The 25,002-nt window shown below is 69.3% G+C and carries 17 protein-coding genes and 1 pseudogene; 11 read left to right on the forward strand and 7 right to left on the reverse strand.

Annotated elements, in window-relative coordinates; translation table 11 throughout:
* The first annotated feature begins 8 nt into the window (after positions 1 to 8).
* On the forward strand, positions 9 to 2,669 hold the full coding sequence (locus tag LRD69_RS01730; protein WP_277324763.1) for a right-handed parallel beta-helix repeat-containing protein: 2,661 nt from the start codon (positions 9 to 11) through the stop codon (positions 2,667 to 2,669).
* Between the two features lie 788 nt (positions 2,670 to 3,457).
* Positions 3,458 to 3,612, forward strand: a pseudogene (locus LRD69_RS01735) (transposase); the annotation flags it as partial.
* 65 nt (positions 3,613 to 3,677) lie between these two features.
* Here the strand turns inward: LRD69_RS01735 and LRD69_RS01740 are convergent.
* From LRD69_RS01740 to LRD69_RS01755, 4 genes are all read right to left on the reverse strand, one after another.
* Positions 3,678 to 4,904 (reverse strand): ROK family transcriptional regulator, encoded by a 1,227-nt coding sequence (locus LRD69_RS01740; protein WP_277324764.1) that lies wholly within the window; start codon positions 4,902 to 4,904, stop codon positions 3,678 to 3,680.
* Positions 4,905 to 4,913: 9 nt separating this feature from the next.
* Positions 4,914 to 6,194 carry an ABC transporter permease gene (locus LRD69_RS01745; RefSeq protein WP_277324765.1) on the reverse strand — a complete coding sequence of 427 codons (1,281 nt, stop codon included), beginning with the start codon at positions 6,192 to 6,194 and terminating at the stop codon, positions 4,914 to 4,916.
* Positions 6,191 to 6,967 (reverse strand): ATP-binding cassette domain-containing protein, encoded by a 777-nt coding sequence (locus LRD69_RS01750; protein WP_277324766.1) that lies wholly within the window; start codon positions 6,965 to 6,967, stop codon positions 6,191 to 6,193. The genes LRD69_RS01745 and LRD69_RS01750 overlap by 4 nt, the downstream gene beginning before the upstream one ends.
* A gap of 139 nt (positions 6,968 to 7,106) precedes the next feature.
* A complete protein-coding gene (locus tag LRD69_RS01755; protein WP_277324767.1) occupies positions 7,107 to 8,201 on the reverse strand; it encodes a substrate-binding domain-containing protein in 1,095 nt (364 codons plus the stop codon).
* 552 nt (positions 8,202 to 8,753) lie between these two features.
* Between LRD69_RS01755 and LRD69_RS01760 the strand changes: the two genes are divergently transcribed.
* The 9 genes from LRD69_RS01760 to LRD69_RS01800 all read left to right on the forward strand — a co-directional run bounded on the left by LRD69_RS01760 (position 8,754) and on the right by LRD69_RS01800 (position 20,935).
* On the forward strand, positions 8,754 to 8,924 hold the full coding sequence (locus tag LRD69_RS01760) for a hypothetical protein (RefSeq protein ID WP_277324768.1): 171 nt from the start codon (positions 8,754 to 8,756) through the stop codon (positions 8,922 to 8,924).
* A 355-nt stretch (positions 8,925 to 9,279) separates the two neighbouring features.
* Positions 9,280 to 10,698 (forward strand): APC family permease, encoded by a 1,419-nt coding sequence (locus tag LRD69_RS01765; RefSeq protein ID WP_277324769.1) that lies wholly within the window; start codon positions 9,280 to 9,282, stop codon positions 10,696 to 10,698.
* A 90-nt stretch (positions 10,699 to 10,788) separates the two neighbouring features.
* Complete coding sequence (locus LRD69_RS01770) at positions 10,789 to 11,274, forward strand: Lrp/AsnC family transcriptional regulator (protein WP_277324770.1); 486 nt, start codon at positions 10,789 to 10,791, stop codon at positions 11,272 to 11,274.
* A 25-nt stretch (positions 11,275 to 11,299) separates the two neighbouring features.
* Positions 11,300 to 11,998 (forward strand): HAD family phosphatase, encoded by a 699-nt coding sequence (locus tag LRD69_RS01775; RefSeq protein ID WP_277324771.1) that lies wholly within the window; start codon positions 11,300 to 11,302, stop codon positions 11,996 to 11,998.
* Positions 11,999 to 13,049: 1,051 nt separating this feature from the next.
* A complete protein-coding gene (locus LRD69_RS01780) occupies positions 13,050 to 13,277 on the forward strand; it encodes a type A2 lantipeptide (RefSeq protein ID WP_277324772.1) in 228 nt (75 codons plus the stop codon).
* Between the two features lie 73 nt (positions 13,278 to 13,350).
* Complete coding sequence (locus LRD69_RS01785) at positions 13,351 to 14,157, forward strand: HlyD family efflux transporter periplasmic adaptor subunit (protein ID WP_277324773.1); 807 nt, start codon at positions 13,351 to 13,353, stop codon at positions 14,155 to 14,157.
* The gene (locus tag LRD69_RS01790) at positions 14,154 to 16,433 is read left to right on the forward strand and encodes an NHLP family bacteriocin export ABC transporter peptidase/permease/ATPase subunit (protein ID WP_277324774.1); all 2,280 of its coding nucleotides are present in this window, start codon (positions 14,154 to 14,156) and stop codon (positions 16,431 to 16,433) included. The genes LRD69_RS01785 and LRD69_RS01790 overlap by 4 nt, the downstream gene beginning before the upstream one ends.
* Before the next feature lies 1 nt (position 16,434).
* The gene (locus LRD69_RS01795; RefSeq protein ID WP_277324775.1) at positions 16,435 to 19,305 is read left to right on the forward strand and encodes an NHLP bacteriocin export ABC transporter permease/ATPase subunit; all 2,871 of its coding nucleotides are present in this window, start codon (positions 16,435 to 16,437) and stop codon (positions 19,303 to 19,305) included.
* 139 nt (positions 19,306 to 19,444) lie between these two features.
* Positions 19,445 to 20,935: an MFS transporter gene (locus LRD69_RS01800; protein WP_277324776.1), complete on the forward strand. Its 1,491-nt coding sequence runs from the start codon at positions 19,445 to 19,447 to the stop codon at positions 20,933 to 20,935.
* Positions 20,936 to 20,937: 2 nt separating this feature from the next.
* Here the strand turns inward: LRD69_RS01800 and LRD69_RS01805 are convergent, their stop codons facing one another.
* From LRD69_RS01805 to LRD69_RS01815, 3 genes are all read right to left on the reverse strand, one after another.
* On the reverse strand, positions 20,938 to 22,266 hold the full coding sequence (locus LRD69_RS01805; protein ID WP_277324777.1) for an MFS transporter: 1,329 nt from the start codon (positions 22,264 to 22,266) through the stop codon (positions 20,938 to 20,940).
* Between the two features lie 216 nt (positions 22,267 to 22,482).
* A complete protein-coding gene (locus LRD69_RS01810) occupies positions 22,483 to 24,606 on the reverse strand; it encodes an acetate--CoA ligase family protein (RefSeq protein WP_277324778.1) in 2,124 nt (707 codons plus the stop codon).
* Positions 24,603 to 25,001 carry a Zn-ribbon domain-containing OB-fold protein gene (locus LRD69_RS01815; RefSeq protein ID WP_277324779.1) on the reverse strand — a complete coding sequence of 133 codons (399 nt, stop codon included), beginning with the start codon at positions 24,999 to 25,001 and terminating at the stop codon, positions 24,603 to 24,605. The genes LRD69_RS01810 and LRD69_RS01815 overlap by 4 nt, the downstream gene beginning before the upstream one ends.
* Position 25,002 lies beyond the last annotated feature (1 nt).

Below are 25,002 nucleotides of genomic sequence, written 5' to 3' on the forward strand. Positions count from 1 at the left end.
GATCGAACATGACATCGACGTCAGACTCGACACGCTCGGTGAGCAGACGATGGAGACGGCGGACGGGCACCCTCGCGGTGCTCGGCGCCTGCGCCGTCATCGCATCAGCGCTCATTCCCCTTCAGGCGCAAGCCGCGCCCCGGACGGAGTACTTCGCGGCGCCGGACGGTAAGGACGCCGGACACTGCAGCCAGTCGCAGCCGTGCTCGCTGGAACGGGCGCAGCATGTGGTCGGCCCGGCCACCAAGCACGGTGACGTGACCGTTCAGCTCGCCGACGGCACCTACCGCCTCTCCGAGCCCCTGCGGTTCGGGCCCGGCGACGACGGCGGCGACCACACCGTCCACTGGACCGCCGCCCCGGGCGCCCACCCCGTCGTCACGGGCGCCTCGCAGGTCACCGGCTGGTCCAAGTCCCAGGCGGGGTCGGGTATCTGGGAGGCGGACACCCCCAGCGGCCTCGACACCCGACAGCTCTACGTGAACGGCGTGATCGCCCCTCGCGCCGCCATCCGCCTGGCCAACGCGGACGTCACTCCCACCGCGACCGGTCTCACCATCAAGAACCCGGCCCTGAGCTACCTCGCCACGCTCCCCGACCAGGGGCGCATCGAGTTCGAGTCCCTCGGTGACTTCACGAACCGCTACTCGCCGGTGCAGAGCATCAGCGCCACCGAGATCACGATGGCGCAGCCGGCCTGGGACAACAACACGTGGGGCTGGGACACCGTCCAGAACTCGTTCCTGGCCGGTCCGAGCTGGTACCTCGACAACTCACTGAGCTTCCTGACCCAGGTCGGCCAGTGGTACATAGCCCCGGACGCCGGGAAGCTCTACTACAAGCCGGCGGACGGGGTCGACCCCAACCAGCTCGACATCGAGCTGCCCCGTCTGGAGACACTGGTCAGCATCGGCGGGACGTACGACAAGCCGGTGACCGGTCTCGCCTTCGAGGGCATCCAGTTCTCCGGGACCTCCTGGCTCGGCCCCTCGACCGACGGGTACGCGGACCAGCAGAACGGCCTCTTCATCAAGGGCGCCTACGACTACCGCCCCGCCGACGCCTTCACCAACTGCTCGCGCGGCTGCGAGATGTTCGAGCGCGCGCGCACCAGCTGGTACCAGGAGCCCGCCGCCGTGCAGGTCTCCGCCGCGAGCCGCATCTCGTTCACCGGCAACACGTTCACCAACCTCGGCCAGTCGGCGCTGGGCATCGGAAACGACGCCAACGCCACGGCGACCGGAGTCGGGCTGGGCGCCGGCGACATCGACGTGGTCGGGAACCGGTTCATGGAGAACAGCGGGCACGGCGTCGCGGTCGGCGGCGTACTGCCCGACGCGCACCACCCCAGCGACCCGAGGATGACCAACCGGAACATCCAGATCGAGAACAACACGATCAATCGCGTGGCGGTGGACTACAAGGACAACAGCGGGGTCCTCAGCACCTACGTCACGGGCGCCCGCATCCTGCACAACGAGGTCTCCAACGTCCCCTACGACGGCATCGACACCGGCTACGGCTGGGGCATCAACGACGCCGGGGGGTCGAACGACTACGTCGACCGCGGCTACTACAAGTGGAACACGCTGTACACGACGCCGACCACGCTCAAGGACAACCGCGTCGAAGGCAACCTCGTGCACAACACGAAGGCACGCTTCGCCGACGGCGGATCGGTCTACAACCTCTCCGCCAGCCCGGGAACCGTGGTCGCCAAGAACTACCTGTTCAACATCTCAGGAGTCGGCCTCTACCTCGACGAGGGCTCGCGCTCGATGACGTACGAGAACAACGTCGTCCAGAGCGGTTCCTTCCTCTTCACCAACGCGTACAGCCTCCGCAACAACACCAGCGACAACGTCATCCAGAACAACTGGTACAACTCGGGCGGAGCCTCGACGCCGAATGCCGCGGCTCACAACAACCAGCTGATCAACAACGTGAAGGTCACCGGCGCCAACTGGCCCGCGGGCGCACGAGACGTGATGTGCCAGGCGGGGGTCGCGCCGCAGTACCGGACGTCGCTCAACGCGAACCAGTTCGGCTTCAGCGGGTGCGCGGTTGGTGCACCGGTCGCACCCGGCCTCCGTACTTCCGGAGGTTCGGCAGTCAGCTCGTACTTCGGTCAGAGCGGCGGTGGATTCGGGATCGCGGCGGCGGGCGCCGACGTGTGGGGCGCCGGCGGTCAGCACGACGACCAGTTCGGCTCGATCTACCGGGCCGGCTCGTTCGCGGCCGACTCGAGCGTGTCCACCCGGGTCGTGTCGGTCAACGACGCCAACGCCTGGGCCAAGTCCGGGGTCATGGTCCGCAACGACATGACCGAGGCTGGAAGTTCGGCCGGGTACGCCGTCGTCGCGGTTACCGCCCGCAACGGCGTCGTGTTCGAGTGGGACACCAACGGTGACGGATACCTGGACACCGACGCCCGCGCCAGCGTCGACATCTACCGCCCCATCTGGGTAAAGCTCACCCGGTCGGGCACGTCGTTCAGTGCCTCGTACTCCTACGACGGCGCCAACTACGTCCCGATCGGTCAGCCCGTGACGTTGGCCTCGGCCGCAGCGAAGCAGGACGCGGGCATCTTCTCCACGTCCCACGACGCCGCCCAGTCAGCGATCAACCAGTTCGACTCCGGCTCCTTCACAGCCGCAATGATGCCGTAGGTGCCGCTCACGGTGGGTCGACGACAGGCGCGGCTAGGTCTTCTGTAGCGCGCCCGCAGCCTGAAGGTTCAGGTTCACTGACTCTGAGGGCTGGCCCATGAGAGGACCAGAGCATCAAGCCTGACCTGTCGTCGGCCATCCGCCGCACGCCGAGCAAACAACGTTCCATCGCCTGTCAGCCACGTGATCGAGCACCGGAACAGCGGTGGCCACTCTGTTCGTGGCTCGGTAAAATCCAATAGCATATAGCGCCCTCACATTCGGTTCCAGGGGAAGCACATCAGCGGCCATGGGCCGCCCGCTCTCACCGACCACCGCAGGAGGAGCCTTCGAAACGGGCCTGCACTCTGAGGCTCACCACTACGGGGATGTTCCCCCTGCAGGATCTGCCCCTGCGGCCAAATGCGACGACCATCTCTCGCATGGCGGGGGCTGTAGGGAAACGCACGCTACTCAAGACCCAACCCGTCGGCACCGCATGTGACCTAGTGAGCCCTTTTCAACCTGAGGTCGGCGCCTCGGAGTTGGGCTGCTGTACAACACGACGAAGCTCCTGGTAGATGGGTTCTCGACCAAGATCACCCGTGTCCGCCAGGAGCTTCGCCGCACTGATGCACGTGAGCCAAACCGAGCAGTGGCTGCGAGGGCATCTGAGGAACACTCACCCCCTGCAGGATGTTCCTACGGCGACCGGGAAGCACAGCTGACACCAAGACCGCGCTCTCCCTGTCCATCCAGCCGCGCCGCGGCGGGACGAAGCTTCCCCTTGGACGCTCCCTCGTGCTGACGGCCATCCGGCCAAAGTCGACCTCTGTGACGTGTTCAACGCGACTCTCTCTACGTGAACCGCACCGGAATCCCCTGGAGATACCTCCCGCACGACTTCCCGAACCACGGCACCGTCTACGCCTACTGCGCAGCCTGGCGCGACGAGGGAATCTTTGCCCTCTCGCCCGGCCGTCGGCTGTTCGGTGAGCACCACTTCGACGTATGCGTGTTCGACGCTGTCTATTCGACGAGTGCCTGGTGCCCGTCGAGCCGGGCCAGGACTTCCAGGGGATTGTCCAGGCTCTCCGAGAAGGCGAGTTCCGCGGCGCCGATCAGCACGGCGCTGTCGCCGAGCTCGCAGACCCGCAGCCGCAGGTTCTCACGGGAGGCCCCGAGGGCGGTGGTGTTGATGCGGCTGCGCACCTGCGCGGCCGCCCCGAGGAAAACGTCCCGGAGCACACCACCGAAGATCACTGTTCCCGGGTTGAAGAGGTTGACCACGTTGGCGACCCCGACACCGAGCCAGTCGCCGACGCGGTGCAGAGCGGCGCCGGCGACGACGTCCCCTCGGTCGGCGGCGGCGACGACGGCGCGTACCGCGTCGTGGCCCGGTGCGCGGCCGTCACGCCGGGCGGCCTCGAGCAGGGCCCGGGCACCGGCTTCGGCTTCGAGGCAGCCGGTGGCGCCGCAACCGCAGCGCCTGCCGCCGTGCGGGTTCACGATCATGTGGCCGACCTCGCCGCCGTACCCGTCGTCGCCCCGCAGCAGTCGGCCGTCGACGATGACGCCGGCCCCGATACCGATGTCGCCGTGCAGGTAGATGACGTTCCGGCAGCCGACTCCGGCGCCGCGCAGGTGCTCGGCGAGAGCTGCGACGTTGGCCTCGTTGCCGATGGTGACCGGAACGGAGAGGCCGAGGCGGTCGGCGAGCTGGGTGCCGAAGTCCTCCTCCGTCCAGCCGAGGTTGGGAGCGAAACGGACCAGCCCGTCAGGGTGGCGGACGATGCCGCGCACCGCCACCCCCACGCCGACACAGTGACTGCCGGGCGGGGTGGCGGTCAGCATCTGTCGGGCTGACTCCGTGAGCGCCTCCGCGACCTCGCCGGGGCGCTGGGGGCCCGCCCCCGACCAGGGGACCTCGCGCCTGTCGAGGAAGAGGCCACCCAGGCCGATGCGGGCGGCCGTCAGACGGTCGACGCCGATGTCGAACGCCAAGACGTACGCGCGTGCGGACTCAGGTCGTACGACCAGCGAGGGCCGTCCCGCTCGGCCGGTGTCGCGCGGGAGTTCCTCGCGTACAAGGCCCGCGGCGGTGAGCTCACTGACCAGGCCCAGCACGGTGCTGCGGTTGACTCCCATGCGCTCGGCGAGAACGGTCCGGGAGGCGGGGCCGCCGATGTGGACGTGGCGCAGCAGCGTGCTGAGGTTGTGCCGGCGGATCTCCTCCTGGGAAGGACCGGCTTTCATCTGTGAACCTCATCGTTGCGCGGCGCGGCGGCGGGACAAAGCGTCCACTCCTGCCGCCACCAGCAGTACCGAACCGGTGACAGCGTACTTGACGCCTGAGCTGTACCCCATGAGGCCCATACCGTTCTGGATCACGGCGACCACCATGCCGCCCAGGACGGCGTCGATGACGCGGCCGCGACCGCCGAACAGACTGGTGCCGCCGATGACCGCGCTGCCCACCGCGAGCAGCAGAACGTTGCTGCCGCCGGTGTTCGGGTCCACCGAGTTGCCGCGGGAGGCGGCGATGATGCCGCCGACAGCCGCCATGGCCGAGCAGATGACGAATGCGGCGACGCGGATGAAGGCCACGTTGATGCCTGCCCTGCGGGCCCCCTCGGCACTGCCGCCCACTGCGTAGATGTGCAGGCCGAAGGAGGTGCGCTGGAGCACGAAGGTGCCGATGACCAGCAGGGCGCCGATGACCGGCACCACGATGGGCACGCCCTTGAGCGAGTCGACAATGACGTTGCGGCTGCGTTCCTGGTTGAGCAGGTACACCGCCAGGCCTCCGAGCACGATGGCCGTGCCGAGGCGCAGGGCGATCAGGGCGGGCGGTGAGGTGGTGAGTCCGCGAGACCTGCGGTTGCCGTTTGCGCGGAACTGGACCGCGGCGTAGGCGGCGACGCAGACGGCGAGCAGCACCCAGCCGAGCGCGGGGCTGAGGTTGTTGTTGGCGATGGCGAGGATCGTCTTGTCCTCGATCGAGATGTTGGTGCCCTCCTTCAGGAGGATCAGCACGATGCCCTGGAATCCCAGGAACGCGGCCAGGGTGACGACGAAGGACGGAATCCCGACCTTTGCCACCAGGGTGCCGAGGAGCAGGCCGATGGCCACTCCGGTCAGCATCGCGGCGGCAACCGCTCCGTACCAGGGCCATCCGTGGTTGGTGAGGAGGATGGCCAGCACGGCGGCGCAGACGCCGCTGGCGTAGCCGGCGGAGAGGTCGATCTCGCCGAGGAGGAGGAGGAAGACCAGGCCCATGGCGATGGCGATGCTGCCCGCGCCCTGGGTCAGCAGGTTGGCGAAGTTGAGTTCGGTCAGGAAGACCGGGCGAAGGATCGCGAAGAACGCGCAGAGGACGACCAGGCCGAGGACGGCGGGGAGCGCGCCCAGTTCGCCACCGCGCACCCGCTCGGCGTAGGCGCGGGCAAGAGCACCGATACCGGGCGCCTCGGTGTGGTCGTCTGCGCCGGATCCTCCGGCCTTTCCGCGTCCTTCCGACTTCTCGGGCGCGAGGGCGGCGGTCATGTGGTGGCTCCGTTGGTGTCGGCGAGGCCCAGGTCCCCGCTGCGGCCTGCGGTGATCAGTTCCACGACCTGGGCGTGAGTCACGTCCGAGGTTTTGACCTGGGCGGCCATCCGGCCCAGGTGGAGGGCGGCGATCCGGTCGGACACCGCGAAGACGTCGTTCATGTTGTGCGAGATCAGCACGACGCTGAGGCCGTTGTCGGCAAGCCTCCGGACGAGCTCGAGGACCTGCGCGGTCTGCGCGACGCCGAGCGCCGCGGTCGGCTCGTCGAGGACGACGACCCTGCTGTTCCACAGCACGGCCTTGGCGATGGCCACGGTCTGCCGCTGCCCGCCGGAGAGGCTGGAGACCTTCTGCCGAACCGACTTCACGGTACGGACGGAAAGGCTCTTCAGCGTCTTGGCCGCCATCTCCTCCATCGTCCCGCCGTCGAGCACAATGCCACGGCGCTTCTCACGGCCGAGGAACATGTTCTGGACGATGTCGAGGTTGTCACACAGCGCGAGGTCCTGGTACACGATCTCGACACCCAGGGCGGCGGCGTCGCGCGGGCTGTGCACATGGACCGGCTTGCCATCGAACAGATATTCACCCGAGTCGATCGGATGGATCCCGCCGATGCACTTCACCAGGGTGGACTTGCCGGCGCCGTTGTCGCCTACAAGGGCGGTCACCTCCCCCGGGTAGGCGGCGAAGTTCACCTCGTGCAGCACCTGCACCGCGCCGAAGCTCTTGTCGATCCCCCGCAGTTCGAGGATCGGGGTCGCTGTCATGGGTGGACGGCTCCTTACGAGTCGTTGCGCCGCGGGCCCCGGCCGGAGGTCGGGTCCGGTTCCGGGGCCGCACGGGCGGGCCGGGACGCCCCGGCATGGTCTGCCGAATGCCCGACCGGGGCGGCCGGCCCGGCCTGGTCTACTTGACGCCGTATTTGGTGCACAGAGCGGCGTACTTGCCGGTGCACAGATCGGCCTTGGTCACGAATCCGTCGGCCACGACGTCCTTGACGTTGTCCCGGTAGATGGCCACCGGGGTCTCGAGGACCGCGGAAACGTCGCGCTTGCCCTCCGGGTCGTGGACGGTGGCGTTGGTCTTCCCCTTCTGGCCCTTGGCCAGGCCCACCGCGAGCTGCGCGGTGGCGTCCGCCTCCTTCTTCACCGCCTTGTAGACCGTCATGCACTGGTCTCCGGCCAGAATGTTCTGCAGGCCCTGGACGGTGGCGTCCTGGCCGGTGACAGGCACCTGGCCGTTGCGGTGGTTCTTGCGCAGCACGGCGATGGCGGCGTTGCCGAGGCCGTCGTTGGCGGCCAGCACTCCGCCGATCTTGGGCTCGCTGGTCAGCATCTGCTCGAAGATCGTGCCGGCCTGGGCGTTGTCCCAGTCCGGAACCGACTGGTTGGGGCCCTTGACGTACTCGCCCGAGGTGTACTTCGGGTCGAGGACACCGTTGTAACCCTGGGCGAACAGCGTGGCGTTGTTGTCGGTCGGGGAGCCGTTCAGCTCGGCGACGATCGGCTTCTTGGCCTTCATGTCGGCCAGGCACTTGCCAAGGCCCTCGCCCTGGAGCTTGCCGACGGCCGTGTTGTCGAAGCTCACGTAGTACTGGGCGGAGCCTCCGAGGGTCAGCCGGTCGTAGTCGATCGTGGCCACGCCCTGCGACTTGGCCTTGTCGAGGACGGCCTTGCCGGTGCCGCTGTCCAGGTTCACGATCACCAGGACGTTGACACCCTTGGTGATCATCTGGTCGGCGATGGTCTGGAACGCCTGCTTGTCGCCCTCCGCGTTCTGGATGTCGTAGTCCACACCCGCAGCCTTGAAGGCCGCGGTCAGCAGCGGGCGGTCCGCGTCCTCCCAGCGGGCCGACGACTTGCTGTCCGGAAGGATCACACCGATCTTCGGCTTCTCGGCACTGCCGCCGGCGTCGTCGCCACCCGAGGAGGAACTGCCGCAGGCGGCGAGCGACGTCATGAGCACCACGGAGGTGCCGGCGAGGAGGAATCCCTTGCGCATCGGAAGGGTCCTTTCTGGGCTACGGCCGTCCGGCGCCGGTCGCACGGGTCGGCAGTGATGGATGTACTCCGGCAACGCGGCGAACATGCGGTGCGTTCGCAGACGTTGAATGTTGTGGGCGGCAACATACGCGGGTCGGCCGACTCGCCACCAGACCCTGACACCCACGGCCCGGTTACGATCGGATCACGTCGCGGCAATCAGCCGGCAACACTCTGACCACCCCTCAACTCCCGGCTCCCACCGGCCCATCGCCCTTGTGCCGGCGAGCGGTTCGCCGGGGAGGTCTTCTCGCCGGGTGAGCGTGCCGCGTGGGCCCGCGGCCGCGGCGCACGACTGCCGTCGTCGCGTTACGTCCGCGATATTTCGATCTTGACACGGCAAGTTTCGCGTGGCTTTCTGCTGCGCGCCGGCCCCGTTCGAGTGCACGCTTGCCTCCGGTGCCGCAGTGTGTCCCAGCCGATGAGGCCGGCGCAGCGAAGACATGCGAGGGGCTCTGGTTCTGACTACGGATGTGGGCTCGCCGGAGACGGGGTAAAGGCTCCTGGGCAGGTGTCCCGGAGGCGGACGGTCGTCGCGGTGGCCGGGCTGTCGCTCGCGCTGTTCGCGTTCGCCACGGTCGAGGCCCTGCCGGTGGGTCTGCTGCCGCAAATCGCGCACGGCAGAGGCACCGCTCGCCGGCACCCCTCCCCCATGGCAAAGACCACGCAACGTGACCGGTGACACTCTGCGATTCCCGTCGCGGCCGGCTCTCGATCACTTCCGGCGGCACACCAGCCGCCCGCCTCACACATCACAGGCAACCCCGCCAGCGCACCTCATATTCGAAGGTCGACAGGCAGGACCCGGCGACGATTCCGCCAGTTGTCAACACGGCGTCAGAACGCCCGCACTCCACGAATACCGCCAATTGAAGGCGTGCACACAACGAATTCCGAAGGTAATTGACGGTTGACGTGACGGATCCCACAGGTTTCCATAAAGCGCCGGGAGCACACGGAACCAGCAGCGCAGCAAGCCACGGAGGCGATAGCGCTCCCGCCGCCAGTCGTCACACCCAGTCGATCGGAACCGCTTCATGACCGACATGCTCAGCCAGCTCGTCACCTCGGACACCGCACCCGCAGCGGCCGATCCCGGCGGCCAGGACGGCCCGCGCACCCTCAAGCGTTCCATCGGCGTCGTCGGCGGGACGCTGCTCACCCTGTCCTGCGTGACGCCCGCCTCCACGCTCTTCGTGGTCGTGCCCGACCTGTTCGGCGACCTCGGCACCGCCACCGCGCTCACCATCGCGATCGGCTCGCTCCTCTGTATTGCCGTGGCGTTCTGCTACGCGGAACTGGGCACGCTGATCCCCAGCGCGGGCGGCGAGTACGCCATGGTCACCACCATGACCGGCCGACTGGCCGGCTGGCTGGTGTTCGTGCTGTCGCTGCTGGTCGTGATGATCGTCCCGCCGGTGATCGCCATGGGTACAGCGGACTACCTCGCGCCGCTGGTCCACATACCCGCGGAGGCCGCCGGCGCCGGTGTCATGCTGCTCGCCACCCTCGCGGGCCTGCTGGACCTGCGCGCCAACGCCTGGATCACGGGCGTCTTCCTCGTTCTCGAAGTGATCGCCGCGGCCGTCGTGGCCGTGCTCGGCTTCGCCCACACCGAGCGCGGCGCCGGCAGCCTCGTGCACGGTGTGGTCGCAGGCGACGGCGGGGCCTCCCACCCGGTCACGGCGATGCTGGTCGTATCAGGTCTGGCCATCGCGCTCTTCATCACCCAGGGCTTCTCCACCGCCGTCTACCTCTCCGAGGAGCTGGAGGACCCGCGGCGCAACGTCGCACGTACGGTCCTGGCCACCCTCGCCATCTCGACGGCCGTCATCCTCGTCCCGGTGGTGGCGATCACCATGGGCGCGCCCGACCTCTCGGCACTCACCTCGGGCGACATCGGCGGGATGGTCACCGCCTGGAGCAATTCGGCGGTCGGTACGTTCGTGAGCCTGTGCGTCGCACTCGCGATCATCAACGCGGGCATCGTCATGGTCATCCAGAACTCCCGGGTGCTGTTCGCCTCCGCCCGGGACAAGGCGTGGCCCCAGCCCGTCAATGACGCGCTCGCCCGCCTCGGCCGCTTCGGTTCCCCGTGGGTCGCGACGCTGGTGGTCGGGGTCCCGGGCGCTGCCCTGTGCTTCGTCAACCTCGACACCCTGTACGGCGTGACCGGCGTCTCCGTCACGGGGATGTATCTGCTGGTCGCGGTCGCCGCGCTGGCGGCCCGCCGCACGTCGCACAAGGAGCTGCCGGCCTGGCGGATGCCGCTCTGGCCGGCGATGCCGGTGGCCCTGATCGTGGTGCTCGTCTACATCCTGAGCCGGCAGGAGGCCACGTACCTGCTGTGGACCGGCGGCATCATGGCGGCGGCCACCCTCTACTGGGCCTTCTACCTTCGCCCCCGCCGTGACACCCGCTGGCTGGTCACCCTGCCCGAGGACGCCCGCGCCTGAGCCAGGAGGTTCCGCCGCCGGAGGGCGCGGCGGTGGGCCATTGGTACAGTCGGAGCCCGTACCGACCGACCGGGAAGAGGCCAGCGGACCATGGCGGTGGACGCCCTCGACACCCGCATCCTGCGGCTGCTCATCGAGCAGCCCCGGACCAGCGTGCGTGAGTACGCGCGGATCCTCTCCGTCGCGCGGGGCACCCTCCAGGCCCGTATCGACCGGCTGGAACGGGACGGCGTGATCACCGGTACGGGCCCGGTCCTCTCCCCCGCCGCGCTCGGCCACCCGGTGCTCGCCTTCGTCCATCTGGAGGTCACCCAGGGGTATCTGGACGAGGTGGGCGAGGCCCTCGCCGCCGTCCCGGAGATCGTCGAGGCCTTCTCGACCACCGGTGGCGGGGACCTGCTGACGCGCGTCGTGGCCCGCGACAACGGGCACCTGGAGGATGTGATCCAGCAGCTGGTCCAGCTGCCCGGCGTGGTCAGGACCCGTACCGAGGTGGCCCTGCGCGAGCGGGTGCCGCACCGGCTGCTGCCGCTGGTCGAGTCGGTGGGCCGGGCCGCGGCCGGACCGACCGGCTGACCACCGGCTTGGCATGCTGGGTGCCATGAGCCACCGGCACACCTCCGCCCTCTCGGTCGTCTTCGATCTCGACGGCACCCTCGTGGACAGCGAGCCGAACTACTACGAGGCGGGGCGCCGGGTCCTCGCCCGTCACGGCGCACCCGGCTTCACCTGGGAGCACCACACCCGGTACATCGGGATCAGCACCCGCGAGACGCTCGCGGCGCTGCGGGCCGAGTACGGGATCGAGACCCCGGTCGACGAACTGCTCGCCGCCCAGGACGCCGTCTATCTGAAGCTGGCACGTACCTCGACCGAGGTCTTCCCCGAGATGCGGAAGTTCGTGGACCTGCTGCACGAGGAGGGGATCGCCATGGCCGTGGCATCCGGTTCGTCCCGTGCGGCGATCGCGGCCGTGCTCGCCGGCACGGGGCTCGATACCCGCTTCACGGTGCGCGTCTCCGCCGACGAGGTGGCGCACGGCAAGCCGGAGCCCGACGTGTTCCTGGAGGCGGCGCGGCGGCTGGGAGCGGCCCCCGCCGACTGTGTGGTGCTGGAGGACGCGGCACCGGGAGCGGTCGCAGCGCATGCGGCGGGCATGCGCTGCATCGCGATCCCGTCCGTGGCGTCGACGGCCGACGACCCGGCGTTCGCGGCGGCGGAGCTGCTCTTCGCCGGTGGGCAGAGCGAGTTCACGGCGCAGGCCGCCTACGACTGGCTGGTCGGAGCCCGGCCCTCGTAAACCGTGCCGCCCTCCCCTCAGGTGGGTAGGGGGACCGGCGCCCTTCCAGGGAGACGCCGGCGCCGTGGGGCAACGGCCGCCCGGACAGCACGCCGACCAGCACGCACGGCGAGCCGGGCTCGCGCCACGTCGCTCGCGCCCCGCAGCCGGTCTCCGCCGACCATGTCGACGAAGACGTCGGTACCCTCTGGCGCCGCCTCGGCCCTCCGCCCGGCCGGAGTGGTCCCGCCGATACCACCTCCCTCCACGCGCGGCCCGTCGGCTCCCCGAGCGGCCACCGCCACTTCGCCGACGGCCACCCCGAAGAGCGGGTCTCCGGGCTGCGTGACGGGCGCAGAGGAGCCCCTCCCACTCCGCCGCCGATCATGCGGAATCCCGGGAAAACCGGGAAGTACCGGTTGCGTACCGGTATTTCTCCCTTTACGGGGTGTGACGGAGGCGCCCGTACGACGCGGAAGTGTTCCGGACGCGGCAAGAAGGTGCATCTCTCGCGAGATACGGGGCGACGACGCAACAGGAGATGCAGCGGGCATGGATGAACTCCGTGTCGATGGAGCCCACTCGGGCCGGACGCCCGGCGGGCTCCGCGACGCCGAACCCTCGCCCCCACGTCAGGAGCACGCCGGACCGCGCATCGGCCGCGCCTCCGGGTCCCGGTGGGGACACCCCCGGCGCACCCCTCCCCACCTGCTGGTTCGTCCTGACGCCCACCTTTCGTAAACCTGCACACCTCATGCCCAGTCCGGTCACCGCCACCCCGGCCGGAAGCCCTGGTCCGGACCAGTGCCGGATCGCTTTGAACAGGAGTGTCCGCATTCCTGTAAAGGGACTTTCAGTCAAAGGGAATTAGGATGGTGAAGCTTGTGAAGAAGTCGCTCTCGACTCATGAACACATGTGCACGCAGGGGTATTTCAGTGCCACACATAAGCCCCGATCAGCATCGGTTCGATTCGCTGCGCAAGGCGTCAACGTGCTTTGATCCTGCCCAATGCGGCAGCCGCACCAAGTGGTTACCGCTGCGAATTAACAAGCTGAAAGGCAGTCCCCATCATGAACCACACCCCCCAGGTCGAGACCCTCGAGATCTCCGACAACGACCTCGACAACGTGTCCGGCGGCCTCGTCGGCACCCTGCTCGGCAACGTCACGGGCACCGTTGACGCCATCGCCCCGGTCTCCGGCATCGCCGGCTCGGTCACCGGCCTGGCCTCGTCGGTCACCGGCGTGAACACCGCTGCGGTCACCGGCCTCGGCACCGGCCTCATCGCCGGTCTCTGAGACGGCGTGTGAGCCCCGGAACCTTGTGGTTCCGGGGCTCATTGCTCACATCTGACAGTAAGGAAAGAGTTCCGTGCAGTTCCGCCAACAGGCCCTTTCCAAGCTGCAGTCGCCGGAGGAACTCGACCTGCCGGTACGTTTCGCCCGTCCGCAGGGCCGGCTCGCCCTGAGCGTCACCGTCCTCGTCATGGCCGCCTCGTGCTTCTGGGCCATGACCGGATCCGTCTCCTCCACGCTCCGGGCCCCCGGCATCCTCACTCACGCGCAGGGTAGTTACGTCCTGCAGAGCCCCGTCGCGGGCCAGGTCACCGCCGTACTCGCCCAGGAGGGCGCGACCCTCCCCGCCGACGCACCGCTGCTCAAGGTCCGTACGGAACAGGGCGACCGAGTCGTCCGCACGATCGCCGCAGGGCGGGTGACCGCGCTGACGGCCACGATCGGCGCGGTGGTCACCACCGGCGCGGACGTGGCGAGCGTGGAGCGGACCCGCGGTGCCGACGACCAGCTGATGGTGATGCTCTACGTGCCGGGAGACAGCGGGCCTGCCGTTCCCGTGGGCGCCGCCGTGGACCTCACCGTCCAGTCGGTGCCGTCCCAGAAGTACGGAGTGCTGCGCGGACGCGTGACCGCGGTCGGCCGGACGTCCCAGACGCAGCGGCAGATCAGCGGCTTCCTCGGCGACGCCCAGCTGGGCGAACAGTTCTCACGGAGCGGCAGGCCGGTTGCCGTCCTGGTGCAGCTCGACCGGTCGTCCGCCACGAAGTCCGGCTATCGGTGGTCGTCGGCGCAGGGCCCCCCGTACGCGATCGACTCCATGACCCTGGCCACCGGCGCCATCCACCTGGCCGACCAGCGTCCGATCGATTGGCTGCTCCCGTGACCGCACCGCACCCCTCTCCCGCCACATCACAGCTTCCGCCCCCCGGTCGCGGCCGGCACCGCCCGGACAACGCACCCGGCGGCAGGCGCCGTTCGGCCCCGCGGCCGAAGGCGAAGGGCAAGAAGGCCCGAACGGTACGCAGCCCCACCGTGCTCCAGATGGAGGCGCTGGAGTGCGGTGCCGCCTCGCTGGCCATGGTGCTCGGCCACTACGGCCGCCATGTGCCGCTGGAGGAGCTGCGCATCGCCTGCGGCGTCTCGCGCGACGGATCCCGTGCCAGCAACGTGCTGAAGGCGGCCCGCAGTTACGGGCTTCAGGCCAAGGGCATGCAGATGGAACCGGCGGCCCTCGCCGAGGTGCAGGGACCGGCCATCCTCTTCTGGGAGTTCAACCACTACGTCGTGTACGACGGTATGGGACGCCGCTTCGGACGGCGCGGCGTGCACATCAACGACCCGGACAAGGGCCGCCGTTTCGTGTCGGCCGAGGACTTCGACACAAGCTTCACCGGCGTCGTCCTGGTCCTCGAGCCCGGGGACGGTTTCCGTCGCGGAGGCAGGAAGCCCGGAATCATGGGCGCCCTGCCTGCGCGGCTGCGCGGCACCTCGGGCACGATGCTGGCCGCGCTGCTCGCCAGCCTGCTGCTCGTGGCCGTCGGCGCGACGCTGCCCGCACTGAGCCGCGCGTACATCGACATGTTCCTGATCGGCGATCAGACCTCGCTGCTGGGCGTCCTGTTCGCGGCCATGGGCACCATGGTGGCGCTCACGGTCGTGCTGACCTGGCTGCAGCAGGCGAACCTGCTGCGCGGTCGCATCATCTCCTCCACGCTCAGCAGCGCCCGGTTCTTCCGGCATCTGCTCAGGCTGCCGGTCACCTTCTTCGCCCAGCGCAGCCCCGCCGATCTCGTCCAACGGCTGCAGTCCAACGACGTCGTCGCCGAGACCCTGGCCCGCGACCTCACAGCCGTCGGCGTGGACGGGGTCGTCGTACTGCTCTATGCGGTGCTGCTGTGGACGTACGACCCGCAGCTGACGGTCATCGGGGTGGGGCTGGCCCTGCTCAACGTGGTGGCGATGCGCATCGCCGTCCGTCTGCGGGCCACCCGCACCCAGAAACTGCGGGCCGACAGCGCCAGGCTGACCAACACCTCGTACACCGGACTGCAGTTGATCGAGACGCTGAAGGCCACCGGAGGCGAGAACGGGTACTTCCGCCGCTGGGCGGGGCAGCACGCGACCACGCTGGAGGAACAGCAGCGCCTCGGCGTGCCGAGCGCCTGGCTGGGTGTCGTCGCCCCCGCGCTCGCGACGCTCAACAGCGCCCTGATTCTGTGGATCGGAGGGCTGCGCGCCGTCGACGGCCACATCTCGATCGGTCTGCTCGTGGCGTTCCAGGCGCTGGTGACCCGTTTCACCGCTCCGGTCGCCCGGCTCAACTCGGTGGCGGGCCGGGTCCAGGACTTCGCCGCCGATGTGGCCCGTCTCAAGGACGTCGAGAACTTCCCGGTGGACTCGCTGTACACGCGCCGCGAACCGGCTGCGAGCACCCGCAGGCTCAAGGGGCATGTGACCCTGGAGGAGATCACGTTCGGCTACAGCCCGCTCGACAAGCCTCTGCTGACCGGCTTCTCGCTGTCCGTCGGGCCGGGACAGCAGGTGGCACTGGTCGGTGGGTCCGGCAGCGGCAAGTCGACGGTCTCCCGCCTGATTTCGGGGCTCTACAGCCCGTGGGAGGGCACGATCCGGGTGGACGGACAGCGTCTGGAGGACATCCCCCGCAGTGCGCTGGCCGCCTCGGTCTCCTTCGTCGACCAGGACATCTTCCTCTTCGAGGGCACCGTCCGGGACAACGTGGCGCTGTGGGACCCGTCGATTCCGGACGACGCCGTCGTCGCGGCCCTCGAGGACGCGGCGCTGTACGAGGTCGTCGCCCGGCGCCCCGGCGGGGTCCACAGCCGGGTGGAGCAGGACGGCCGCAACTTCTCCGGGGGACAGCGGCAGCGGCTGGAGATCGCCCGGGCCCTTGTGCGCAGGCCGAGCATCCTCGTTCTCGACGAGGTGACCAGCGCGCTGGACGCGGAGACCGAGCAGATCATCATCGACAACCTGCGGCGGCGCGGCTGCGCCTGTGTCGTGATCGCGCACCGGCTGAGCACGGTACGCGACAGCGACGAGATCGTGGTCCTCGACCACGGCTCCGTCGTGGAACGGGGGCGGCACGAGGATCTGGTCGCCGCCGGAGGCCCGTACGCCGAGCTGGTCAAGGAGCACTGACGTGACATCCCTTCACCATCTTGCGGGCACGGGCCCCGACCCGTACCCCGCGGAGCACGACGCGGTCATCGGCGCCCTGGGCGGGCTCGGCCGGCAGATCGACTGCCGCGGTCTGCGCACGCTCTCGCTGGAGGGGCCGCAGGTGCTGTGGCTCGTGGTCGGCGGCGCCCTGGATCTGTTCGCGGTCGACGCGGCCGAACAGGGCCACTGGCACTTCCTCGGCCGGCTCGAACCCGGGACTCTGCTGCTGGGGCCCGTCGAGGGCCCCCGGCACACCCTGGTCGGCAGGCCTCTGCAGGAGTGCGTGCTGCGCCGCATCCCGCTGCGTGAGCTGTACCGCCCGGAGTACGCGGACACGGCGGCCCACGGTGGTCAGTACCCCAGCTGGTACGACACCGGCGACACGGCTCTGAGTCTGCTGGAGCACGCCGTGGCGCTGGGTGTCGGGCGCAGCAGGCAGGTCCTGTTCGAGGCCCCGATGGACGGCCGGACGACCGTCGACGAGACGGTGGCGGAGGACGACATCCTGTGGCTACCGGTATCTCCCGGAAGCGTGCAGTACGGCGCCGCGTACAGCACGGAGGCGGCAGGCGATCTGCTCGTCGACGGCACGCTGTGGCAGGCCATGGTGAACCAGCAGTACCGCCTGTTGTCCGCGCTGGACCGCTGGATCGAACGGATGGAGCTCGCGCACGAGGACCGCACGGCGGCCGGCATCAAGGCGGGCGAAGCCGTCCGCGACGAGGCCGACCGGACGCTGGTCTCCTCCATCGGTCGCTCCAGGCGGGCGACGACGCGCGCCGTGGGTGCGGGCGACGACGCGACGTACGCGGCGTGCCGGCTCGTGGCCGAGGCTGCCGGTATCACCCTGTCGGAACCGTCGAGGAGCGGTGTGGTGAGCGACCGGATCGACCCGGTCGAGCGCGTCGCGGTCGGCTCGCGGATCCGTACACGTCCGGTCCGGCTCGACCGGCGCTGGTGGCGGGAGAACGCCGGTCCCCTCGTGGGCCACCGGGCCGCCAGTGGGGCGCCGGTCGCCCTGCTGTGGCGGCGCGGCGGGTACGAGGCGGTGAACCCGGTGACCGGCAGGCGTACCCGCGTCGGCGCAGCCAATGCCGACGAGTTCGAACAGCGTGCGGTCATGTTCTACCGCCCGCTGCCGGAACGGCCCATGAGCAAGTGGCGGCTGCTGCGGTTCAGCCTGCACGGCACCCGGGCCGATTTGCGCAATCTGGCGCTGGCGGGACTGGTGACGGTCGCCCTGGGTGCGCTGGTGCCGATCGCGACGGGGCAGGTGCTCGGCGTCTACGTACCCAACGCCGAGCACAGTCTCATCGTGCAGGTCTCACTGGCCATCGTGATCACGAGCGTGGTCTCGGCCGCCTTCATGCTGATGCAGAACCTCACCATCCTGCGCATGGAGGGCCGTATCGAGAGCACGCTGCAGCCCGCGGTGTGGGACCGGCTGCTGCGGCTGCCTGCCACATTCTTCACCGGGCGTTCCACGGGTGAGCTGGCCAGCGCCGCGATGGGCATCAGCGCCATCCGGCGTGTGCTGTCCGGTATCGGCCCGGTCGCAGTGCAGGCCGGCACGGTCGGTGCGATGAACCTCGTCCTGCTGTTCTGTTTCAGCGTCCCGCTGGCGTTGGCGGCGATCGCCATGCTGCTCGTCATCGCCGTCGTGTTCCTCACCATGGGAATGTGGGAGCTGCGATGGCAGCGGCGGCTGGTCGAGCTCGGCAACAAGCTCAACAACCAGGCGTTCCAGACGCTGCGAGGGCTGCCCAAACTGCGGGTCGCGGCGGCGGAGAGCTTCGCCTACGCCTCGTGGGCCCAGGAGTTCGCGCGCAGCCGTGAGCTGCAGCAGCGCGCGGGGCGGATCAAGAACCTGACGACCGTCCTCAACGCTGTGTATCTGCCGTTGTGTTCGCTGGCCATGTTCGTCCTGCTGGCGGGCCCGGCTCGTGGGTCGATGTCGGCCGGCGCGTTCCTGACCTTCAACACGTCCGTGACCATGCTGCTGACGTCGGTCACCCAGCTCACGGGTGCGTTCGTCTCGGCCGCGGCCGCTCTGCCCATGTTCGAGCAGATCAAGCCGGTGCTCGACGAGGCACCCGAGGTGCGTGGGGCCAGCACCCAGCCCGGCGTGCTGTCCGGGGAGATCGAGGCGCGGACCCTCTCCTTCCGCTACACCGATGACGGCCCACTGGTCCTCGACGAGGTGTCCCTGCAGGTGCGTCCCGGCGAGTTCGTGGCGATCGTCGGCCCCAGCGGCTGCGGCAAGTCGACGCTCCTGAGGATGCTCATCGGCTTCGACAAGCCGGTGTCGGGCAGTGTGCTCTACGACGGTCAGGACTTGGCATCGCTCGACCAGGCGGCTGTGCGCCGCAGTTGCGGAGTCGTCCTGCAGAACTCCCAGCCGTTCACCGGATCGATCCTGGACTGCATCTGCGGCGCCGAGGTCTTCAGCCAGGAGGAGGTGTGGGAGGCCGCCGCGATGGCGGGGCTGGCCGAGGACATCAAGCGCATGCCGATGGGCCTGCACACCATGATCGCCGGGGGCGGCGCCATCTCCGGCGGCCAACGGCAGCGCCTGATGATCGCTCAGGCTCTCGTGCGTCGGCCGCGCATCCTGTTCTTCGACGAGGCCACCAGCGCGCTCGACAACGAGACCCAGCGCATCGTGATCGAGAGCACCCGCGCACTGAACGCCACCCGGATCATGATCGCGCACCGGCTCTCCACGGTCCTCGACGCCGACCGGGTGATCGTCATGTCGGACGGCCGTGTCGTCCAGCAAGGACCGCCCGCCGAGCTTCTCGCGGACACGGGCGGCCGGCTCCACGAGCTGGTGCGGCGCCAGATGCGCTGAACAAGCCCTTCACGTACAGCAGTTGCGGCGCGCTCGGCGCAGCCGCGCAATCCCGCTGCCCGGGTTCGTTCAGGACACCCAGAACAGAATGGAGTTCTAGTATTCTGATTTAAAATTTCACATACCGCGAGGAGCGCCCATGTCCGGAACCGGCGAGGAGGCACAACTTCGGTACGCCTGGCGTGCGTTGTCCGTCGTCAGCATGGCGAGCATTCTGACGGCGCTGGGCAGCAGCTCGCTGAATGTCGCGCTGCCGCAGGTGGTACGGCATTTCGATGCGAGCGCGACGGCTGCGAACTGGATCCTGCTGTCCTTCATGCTGACCAATACGGGGCTGATGGTCGCCTTCGGCCGTTTGGCGGACATGTTCGGGCGGCGCACCATGTACCTGCTCGGGCTGGCCACGTACACCGGGGCCAGCCTGCTGCTGGGCTTCTCGCCCGGCGTGTGGTTCCTGATCGGCCTGCGGGCGGTGCAGGCCGCCGGTGGCGCGATGCTGCTGACCAACAGCGCAGCCCTGCTCGCCGACGCGTTCCCGAAACGTCATCTGGGACGGGGCATGGGCGTCTACATCGCCTCGTTCTCCGTCGCCCAGCTGGTGGGCCCGACCCTCGGCGGCTTCCTGACGGACCGACTCGGCTGGCAGTGGGTGTTCTGGTACAACGTGCCGATCGGGCTGGTGTGTCTGGCCTGGGGTGCGGTCGCGCTGCGAAGGACGGACAGCCGCGCGCACGAGCGCGGCATCGACGCGGCGGGCAACCTGCTCGTGCTGATCAGTCTGGGAAGCCTGCTGTTCGGTCTGTCGCAGGTCGGTGAGGGCGGCTGGACCGATCCTGTGGTCTTCGTCGGCCTGGCCGTATGCGCCGTGCTGGCACCGCTGTTCGTGTGGGTGGAGCGGCGCAGCCCCCATCCGGTCGTGGACGTGGCGTTGTTCAGGGACCCGCCGTTCGCACTCGGCCTGCTCACCTCGTTCCTCAACGCGGTGGCGCGGATGGCGGTGGTGTTGCTGATCGCCTTGTTCTATCAGGCGGTGCGCGGCGAGTCCCCGGTGCCGGCCGGATTGAGGGTGCTGCCGTTGCCGGTGGCGGCGATGATCGCCTCGGCGTGCTCGGGGATGCTGCACGCGAAGCTGACACCGCGCACGATCGCTCTGCTGGGGACGTCCGCCGGCACCGCGGGTCTGCTGGTCCTGCTGCTGAACATCTCGGAGGACATCGGCTACGCGCCGATCGCCTGCGGGCTGGTCCTCATCGGCGCGGGGTCGGGAATGTTCATGCCGGCCAACACCACGGCCCTGCTGGACGGGGTCTCCTCCCAGCGCATCGGGATCGTGAATGCGATGCGCCTGATGGTGCAGAACACCGGTGTCGTGGTGAGCACGGCTCTGGCCATGTCGCTCGTGACCAGCCCCCTGCCGGCCGGCCTGCGCCAGTACGTCTTCGCCGGCACGATCGCCGACGTCTCCTCGCGGGGAGTCGCACAGCTGGTCACCGGCTATCGGCTGGCCCTGCTGGTGATGACGGCGATCTCCGCACTGTCGGTGATCGCCTCACTCGGCCGGCACCGGGTGGCGGATGTCACCGCCGGCGGAATCCGGCCGAGTGAGGAGCCGGTCGGCAAAGCACCGTGATCTCAGTCCACCGTGGACCGGCCGACCGTCGGCGCGAGTACGGACATGGGCTCCGTGCCCGTACGCCGCCACGGTCCGTGGAACATGACCGCCGCCGGGATGAACAGCACCATGCAGCACATCGCGGTGATCATCCAGGCGTGCCAGCTGCTGTGCTCGACCACGCGGGGCACGAGGAACAGCGCCAGGACGGCTGCTCCCTTGGAGACGAACCCGAACAGGCCCCAGGCACTGCCCTGCAGCCGCGGATCGATGTCCTCGGCGTTCTCGGAGAAGTTCGCCATCCACGGCCCGTAGGCGACGCCCAGTGCGCCGCCCAGCAGTGCGCCGGTGAGCATCAGGTGCAGATGAGAGACGTCCTCGCGCCCCATCAGCATCACCAGATAGCCCGTGATCGCCACCGCCGCGGTGGTCCCCGCCACGCAGATCGGCTTGCGCAGCTGCAGGCGGTCCGAGATCCGCCCGCTCACCACGACGGTGAGCAGGTTGAGCACCCAGAAGACCGACATGATGCCGGACGCGTTCGCCGCGCTGAGGCCGAAGGCGTGCCCGAGCATGGTCGGGCCGTACAGAGAGAGCGTCAGGTACAGGATCAGCCACAGCCCGATGCCGACGATGTGCGCCCAGATGGTGCGGTGGGTGAGCAGATCACGTGCCCGGGGCGGCCTGCTGTGGTCGGCCGGTGCGAAGGCCTGCCGTTCCGTCTGCTGGATACGCGACCGCAGTTGCGGCGAGAGGTCGGCGATGTTGAACGCGATCACGACGGAGACCACGAGTGAGAGCACGGCCATGATGACGAACTGTGAACGCCAGGAGTCGTGGAAGAGCGGCAGGGTGGCGCTCGCGACCGCGGCGGCCAGGAAGTTGGCGCCCACCGGACCCCAGGTCCAGAAGCCGAACGCCTGGGCGCGACCCATCCGCGGTGAGAAGTCCCGGACCAGCGGAGCGGTGCCCGCCATGGCCATTCCGTCGATGACGGACAACGCGATGCGGGCCAGCAGCAGTTGCTTCGGGGAGTGCACCGCGGTCATCGCCAGGCAGCAGACGGTCGTCAGCAGCATGAGCGGGATGAGCAGACGCACCCGGCCCAGGTTGTCGGTGAGCCGTCCGCCGAGGACCGAGGCGAGCGCACCGGCGACGGTGGCCAGCGCGGACACCGTGCCGTAGGTGGCCAGGGACATGTGCAGGTCTTTGAGAAGCAGCGGAACCACGGGGGCGATCTGCCCCTCGTAGGACCCGATCAGGACAGCGAGGACCGCCATGGTGAGGATGCGCATCCGGCGCGCGCCGGTCGGGTATTCGTCGAGTTCGCGCACGTAGGAGAGCTTCATTGCTCTGGCCTTTCTGCGAGTGGACTTCCGACTGGTTCCGTCGCTCTCGCCCCGTGGGCGCAGGCGGGAGCCGCGGAACTGAATTTCCCTCTGGAATGTGACTTTCGATGGGTGTCAGCCGTCCCGGGATGCCCATCGGGGCCCGGCAGAGCGAGGGCCGCCGCGGTCGCAGCAGGCGACCGCGGCGGCCCTCGGACAGGTGCCGCAGCGTGCGGCTCAATGCCAGGTGATCAGCGCGTCCAGCGCTTCGACCCGGCTCCCTTGTACGAGGAGCGGGTTGACCTCCAGCGATTCCAGCCCGGGCCCCAGACCACGCGCGAGTTCGGCGATCCGCGCGATGACCTCCGCCACCTTGCCGAGGTCCGCGGGCTCCGTCCCGCGGGCGCCGTCCAGCAGCCGGGCGCCGCGAAGTTCTCCCAGCGCCCGACGGATGTCCTCGGCACCGGCCGGCAGCAGCCGCAGCACCGAGTCGCGCAGCACCTCGACCCACACCCCGCCGAGGCCGACGGCCAGGGTCAGCCCCCACGCAGGATCGCGGACGACGCCGACGAGCAGCTCCACACCGCCGCTGCGCTGTGGCTGCACAAGGGTGCCGATGCCCGTGAGTCCGCGTTCGCGCATGGCGGCGCACACCTCGTGGTGGGCCTGCCGCACCTCGTCGGCTCCCCCCAGTCCCAGCCGGACCCCGCCGATGTCGCTCTTGTGCCCGAGACCGTCGGCGACTGCCTTGAGCACCACGGGGTAACCGAATCGGCTGGCTGCCGCCACCGCCTCGTCCTCGGTGGCGGCCAGGGCGGAGGGAACAACCGGGATGCCGTTGTCGCCGAGCAGTCGCGAAGCCCGGTACTCGGTCCACACCCCGGAGGTCGGGCCGTGCACCACCGGCTGGGTGACCGGCGCAGGCGGCGCCGGGCGGGCAGCCTCCGGCAGATCCCGGGACCAGCGCACGGCCGCGCCGATCGCCGTCATCGCGTGCTCGATACCGCCGGCCACGTACGGGAAACCGGTCTCCTCCTGCACCCGGCGGCCGAATTCGGTGATGTCGGTGAGGATGTTGCCGGCCACCATCACCGGCCGGTTCGCGTCGCGGATGCGCTGCGCAGTCGCGCCGAAGTGCGCCAGTGTCAGAGCCGGATCGGCAGGCGGCACCCGGGGCAGGTCGGACAGCAGCATGACCGCGTCGATGCCCGGGTCGTCGGCGACGACCTCCAGCGCGCGGCCGAGCAGCGTCCGGTCCACCACGACGTACCCGGTGACGTCCAGGGGGTTCTGCACGGTCGCGAACCCCGGCACGATCTCCTTCAGCCGTGCCACCGTCTCCGGCGCGAACGGCGGCAGTTCCAGGCCCTCCTGCTCGGCCCGGTCGGCGATGATCTCGCACGCCCCGCCCGAGGGCGTCACCACTCCGATCCGCCGTCCGTCGATCCTGCCGACCTGGGCGAGGAGCCCGGACGTGATGATCAGATCTTCGAGCGAATGGACGCGCACCACGCCCAACTGCCGGAACGCGGCGTCGATCACCCTGTCGTCCCCCACCAGTGCCCCGGTGTGGGCCTGCGCGGTGTGCGAGGCGATGCTGCTGGACCCGATCTTGAGCGCGACGATCGGTTTGCCTGCCCGGGCGGCGCGGCGAGCGACGCGGGCGAACCGCTCCGGCTGCCGCACCGACTCCAGGAAAAGCGCGATCACCTTGGTGGCCGGGTCGTCGACCAGGTAGTCGATGACGTCGGTGACCGACACCATCGTCTCGTTGCCCATGGACGTGAGCAGGCTCAGGCCCACGTTCCGGGCCTGGGCGAAGGCCAGGATGGAGCTGGCCAGCGCGCCGCTCTGCAGCACCACGCCCACCGGTCCGGCGACCAGCGGCGCCGGGACGGGCAGACCGTAGGGGGTCGTACCGGCCGTGGCGTTGATGTAGCCGTTGCCGTTGGGTCCCAGTACGGTCAACCGGTTCTCGCGGGCGAAGTCGAGGATCTCCTCCTCCCTGCGCCTGCCCTCGGGGCCCGTCTCGCCGAATCCCGCGGTGAGCACCACATAGCTCCGGATGCCCAGACCTGCGCCCTCCCGCAGCACGGGAAGCACCGCCGGCGTCGGCACCATGACGTACGCCATGTCGACGGGCTCGCCGATCTCCGAGAGGCTGCGGTGGGCGCGCTGCCCGTGCACCACCTCCGTGCGGGGGTTGACCAGATGGACCGGTCCGGAGAAGCCGTGGTTGCGCAGGTTGTCGAAAGTGGACAGCGACCAGCCCGACTTGTCGGTGGCACCGACCAGGGCGATGGACTTCGGGGCGAACAGCGCGCGCATGGCCTCGGCGCCCGCCTGCGTGGGCACGCTCATGCCGCCTCCACCACCCGGAAACACGGCAGGGCCGGGGAGTCCTCGCCACCGAGGCGGGTGATTTCCAGCTCGACGCGGTCGCCGATGCGCACCCGGTCCCCGCCGACGATCCTGGACATCATCCGTACCCCTTCGTCGAGGTCGATCAGCGCGACGGTGTACGGAGGCTGCCCGGCGGACGGGCTGAACGCCCGGTGCGCGACGGTGTACGAGTAGACGGTGCCGGTTCCCGGTGAGACGAACCACTCCAACCGGTCACCGAAGCAGTGCGGGCAGAGCGCCCGCGGGTAGAACACCGCACGGTTGCAGGCGTCGCAGCGCTGCAGACGCAGCTCCCCTGCGGCTATGCCGTTCCAGAACGGCCTCGTCTCGACGTCCGGAGCAAGGTCCGCCACA

The sequence above is a fragment of the Streptomyces sp. JH14 genome (genome assembly GCF_029428675.1).
GTDB lineage: Bacteria > Actinomycetota > Actinomycetes > Streptomycetales > Streptomycetaceae > Streptomyces.

Bases quoted from the DNA above. Each gene is read 5' to 3' on its own strand.
- LRD69_RS01730 (WP_277324763.1), top strand. From the start codon at position 9: ATGACATCGACGTCAGACTCGACACGCTCGGTGAGCAGACGATGGAGA.
- LRD69_RS01740 (WP_277324764.1), bottom strand. From the start codon at position 4,904: ATGAAAGCCGGTCCTTCCCAGGAGGAGATCCGCCGGCACAACCTCAGC.
- LRD69_RS01745 (WP_277324765.1), bottom strand. From the start codon at position 6,194: ATGACCGCCGCCCTCGCGCCCGAGAAGTCGGAAGGACGCGGAAAGGCC.
- LRD69_RS01750 (WP_277324766.1), bottom strand. From the start codon at position 6,967: ATGACAGCGACCCCGATCCTCGAACTGCGGGGGATCGACAAGAGCTTC.
- LRD69_RS01755 (WP_277324767.1), bottom strand. From the start codon at position 8,201: ATGCGCAAGGGATTCCTCCTCGCCGGCACCTCCGTGGTGCTCATGACG.
- LRD69_RS01765 (WP_277324769.1), top strand. From the start codon at position 9,280: ATGACCGACATGCTCAGCCAGCTCGTCACCTCGGACACCGCACCCGCA.
- LRD69_RS01770 (WP_277324770.1), top strand. From the start codon at position 10,789: ATGGCGGTGGACGCCCTCGACACCCGCATCCTGCGGCTGCTCATCGAG.
- LRD69_RS01775 (WP_277324771.1), top strand. From the start codon at position 11,300: ATGAGCCACCGGCACACCTCCGCCCTCTCGGTCGTCTTCGATCTCGAC.
- LRD69_RS01780 (WP_277324772.1), top strand. From the start codon at position 13,050: ATGAACCACACCCCCCAGGTCGAGACCCTCGAGATCTCCGACAACGAC.
- LRD69_RS01800 (WP_277324776.1), top strand. From the start codon at position 19,445: ATGTCCGGAACCGGCGAGGAGGCACAACTTCGGTACGCCTGGCGTGCG.
- LRD69_RS01805 (WP_277324777.1), bottom strand. From the start codon at position 22,266: ATGAAGCTCTCCTACGTGCGCGAACTCGACGAATACCCGACCGGCGCG.
- LRD69_RS01810 (WP_277324778.1), bottom strand. From the start codon at position 24,606: ATGAGCGTGCCCACGCAGGCGGGCGCCGAGGCCATGCGCGCGCTGTTC.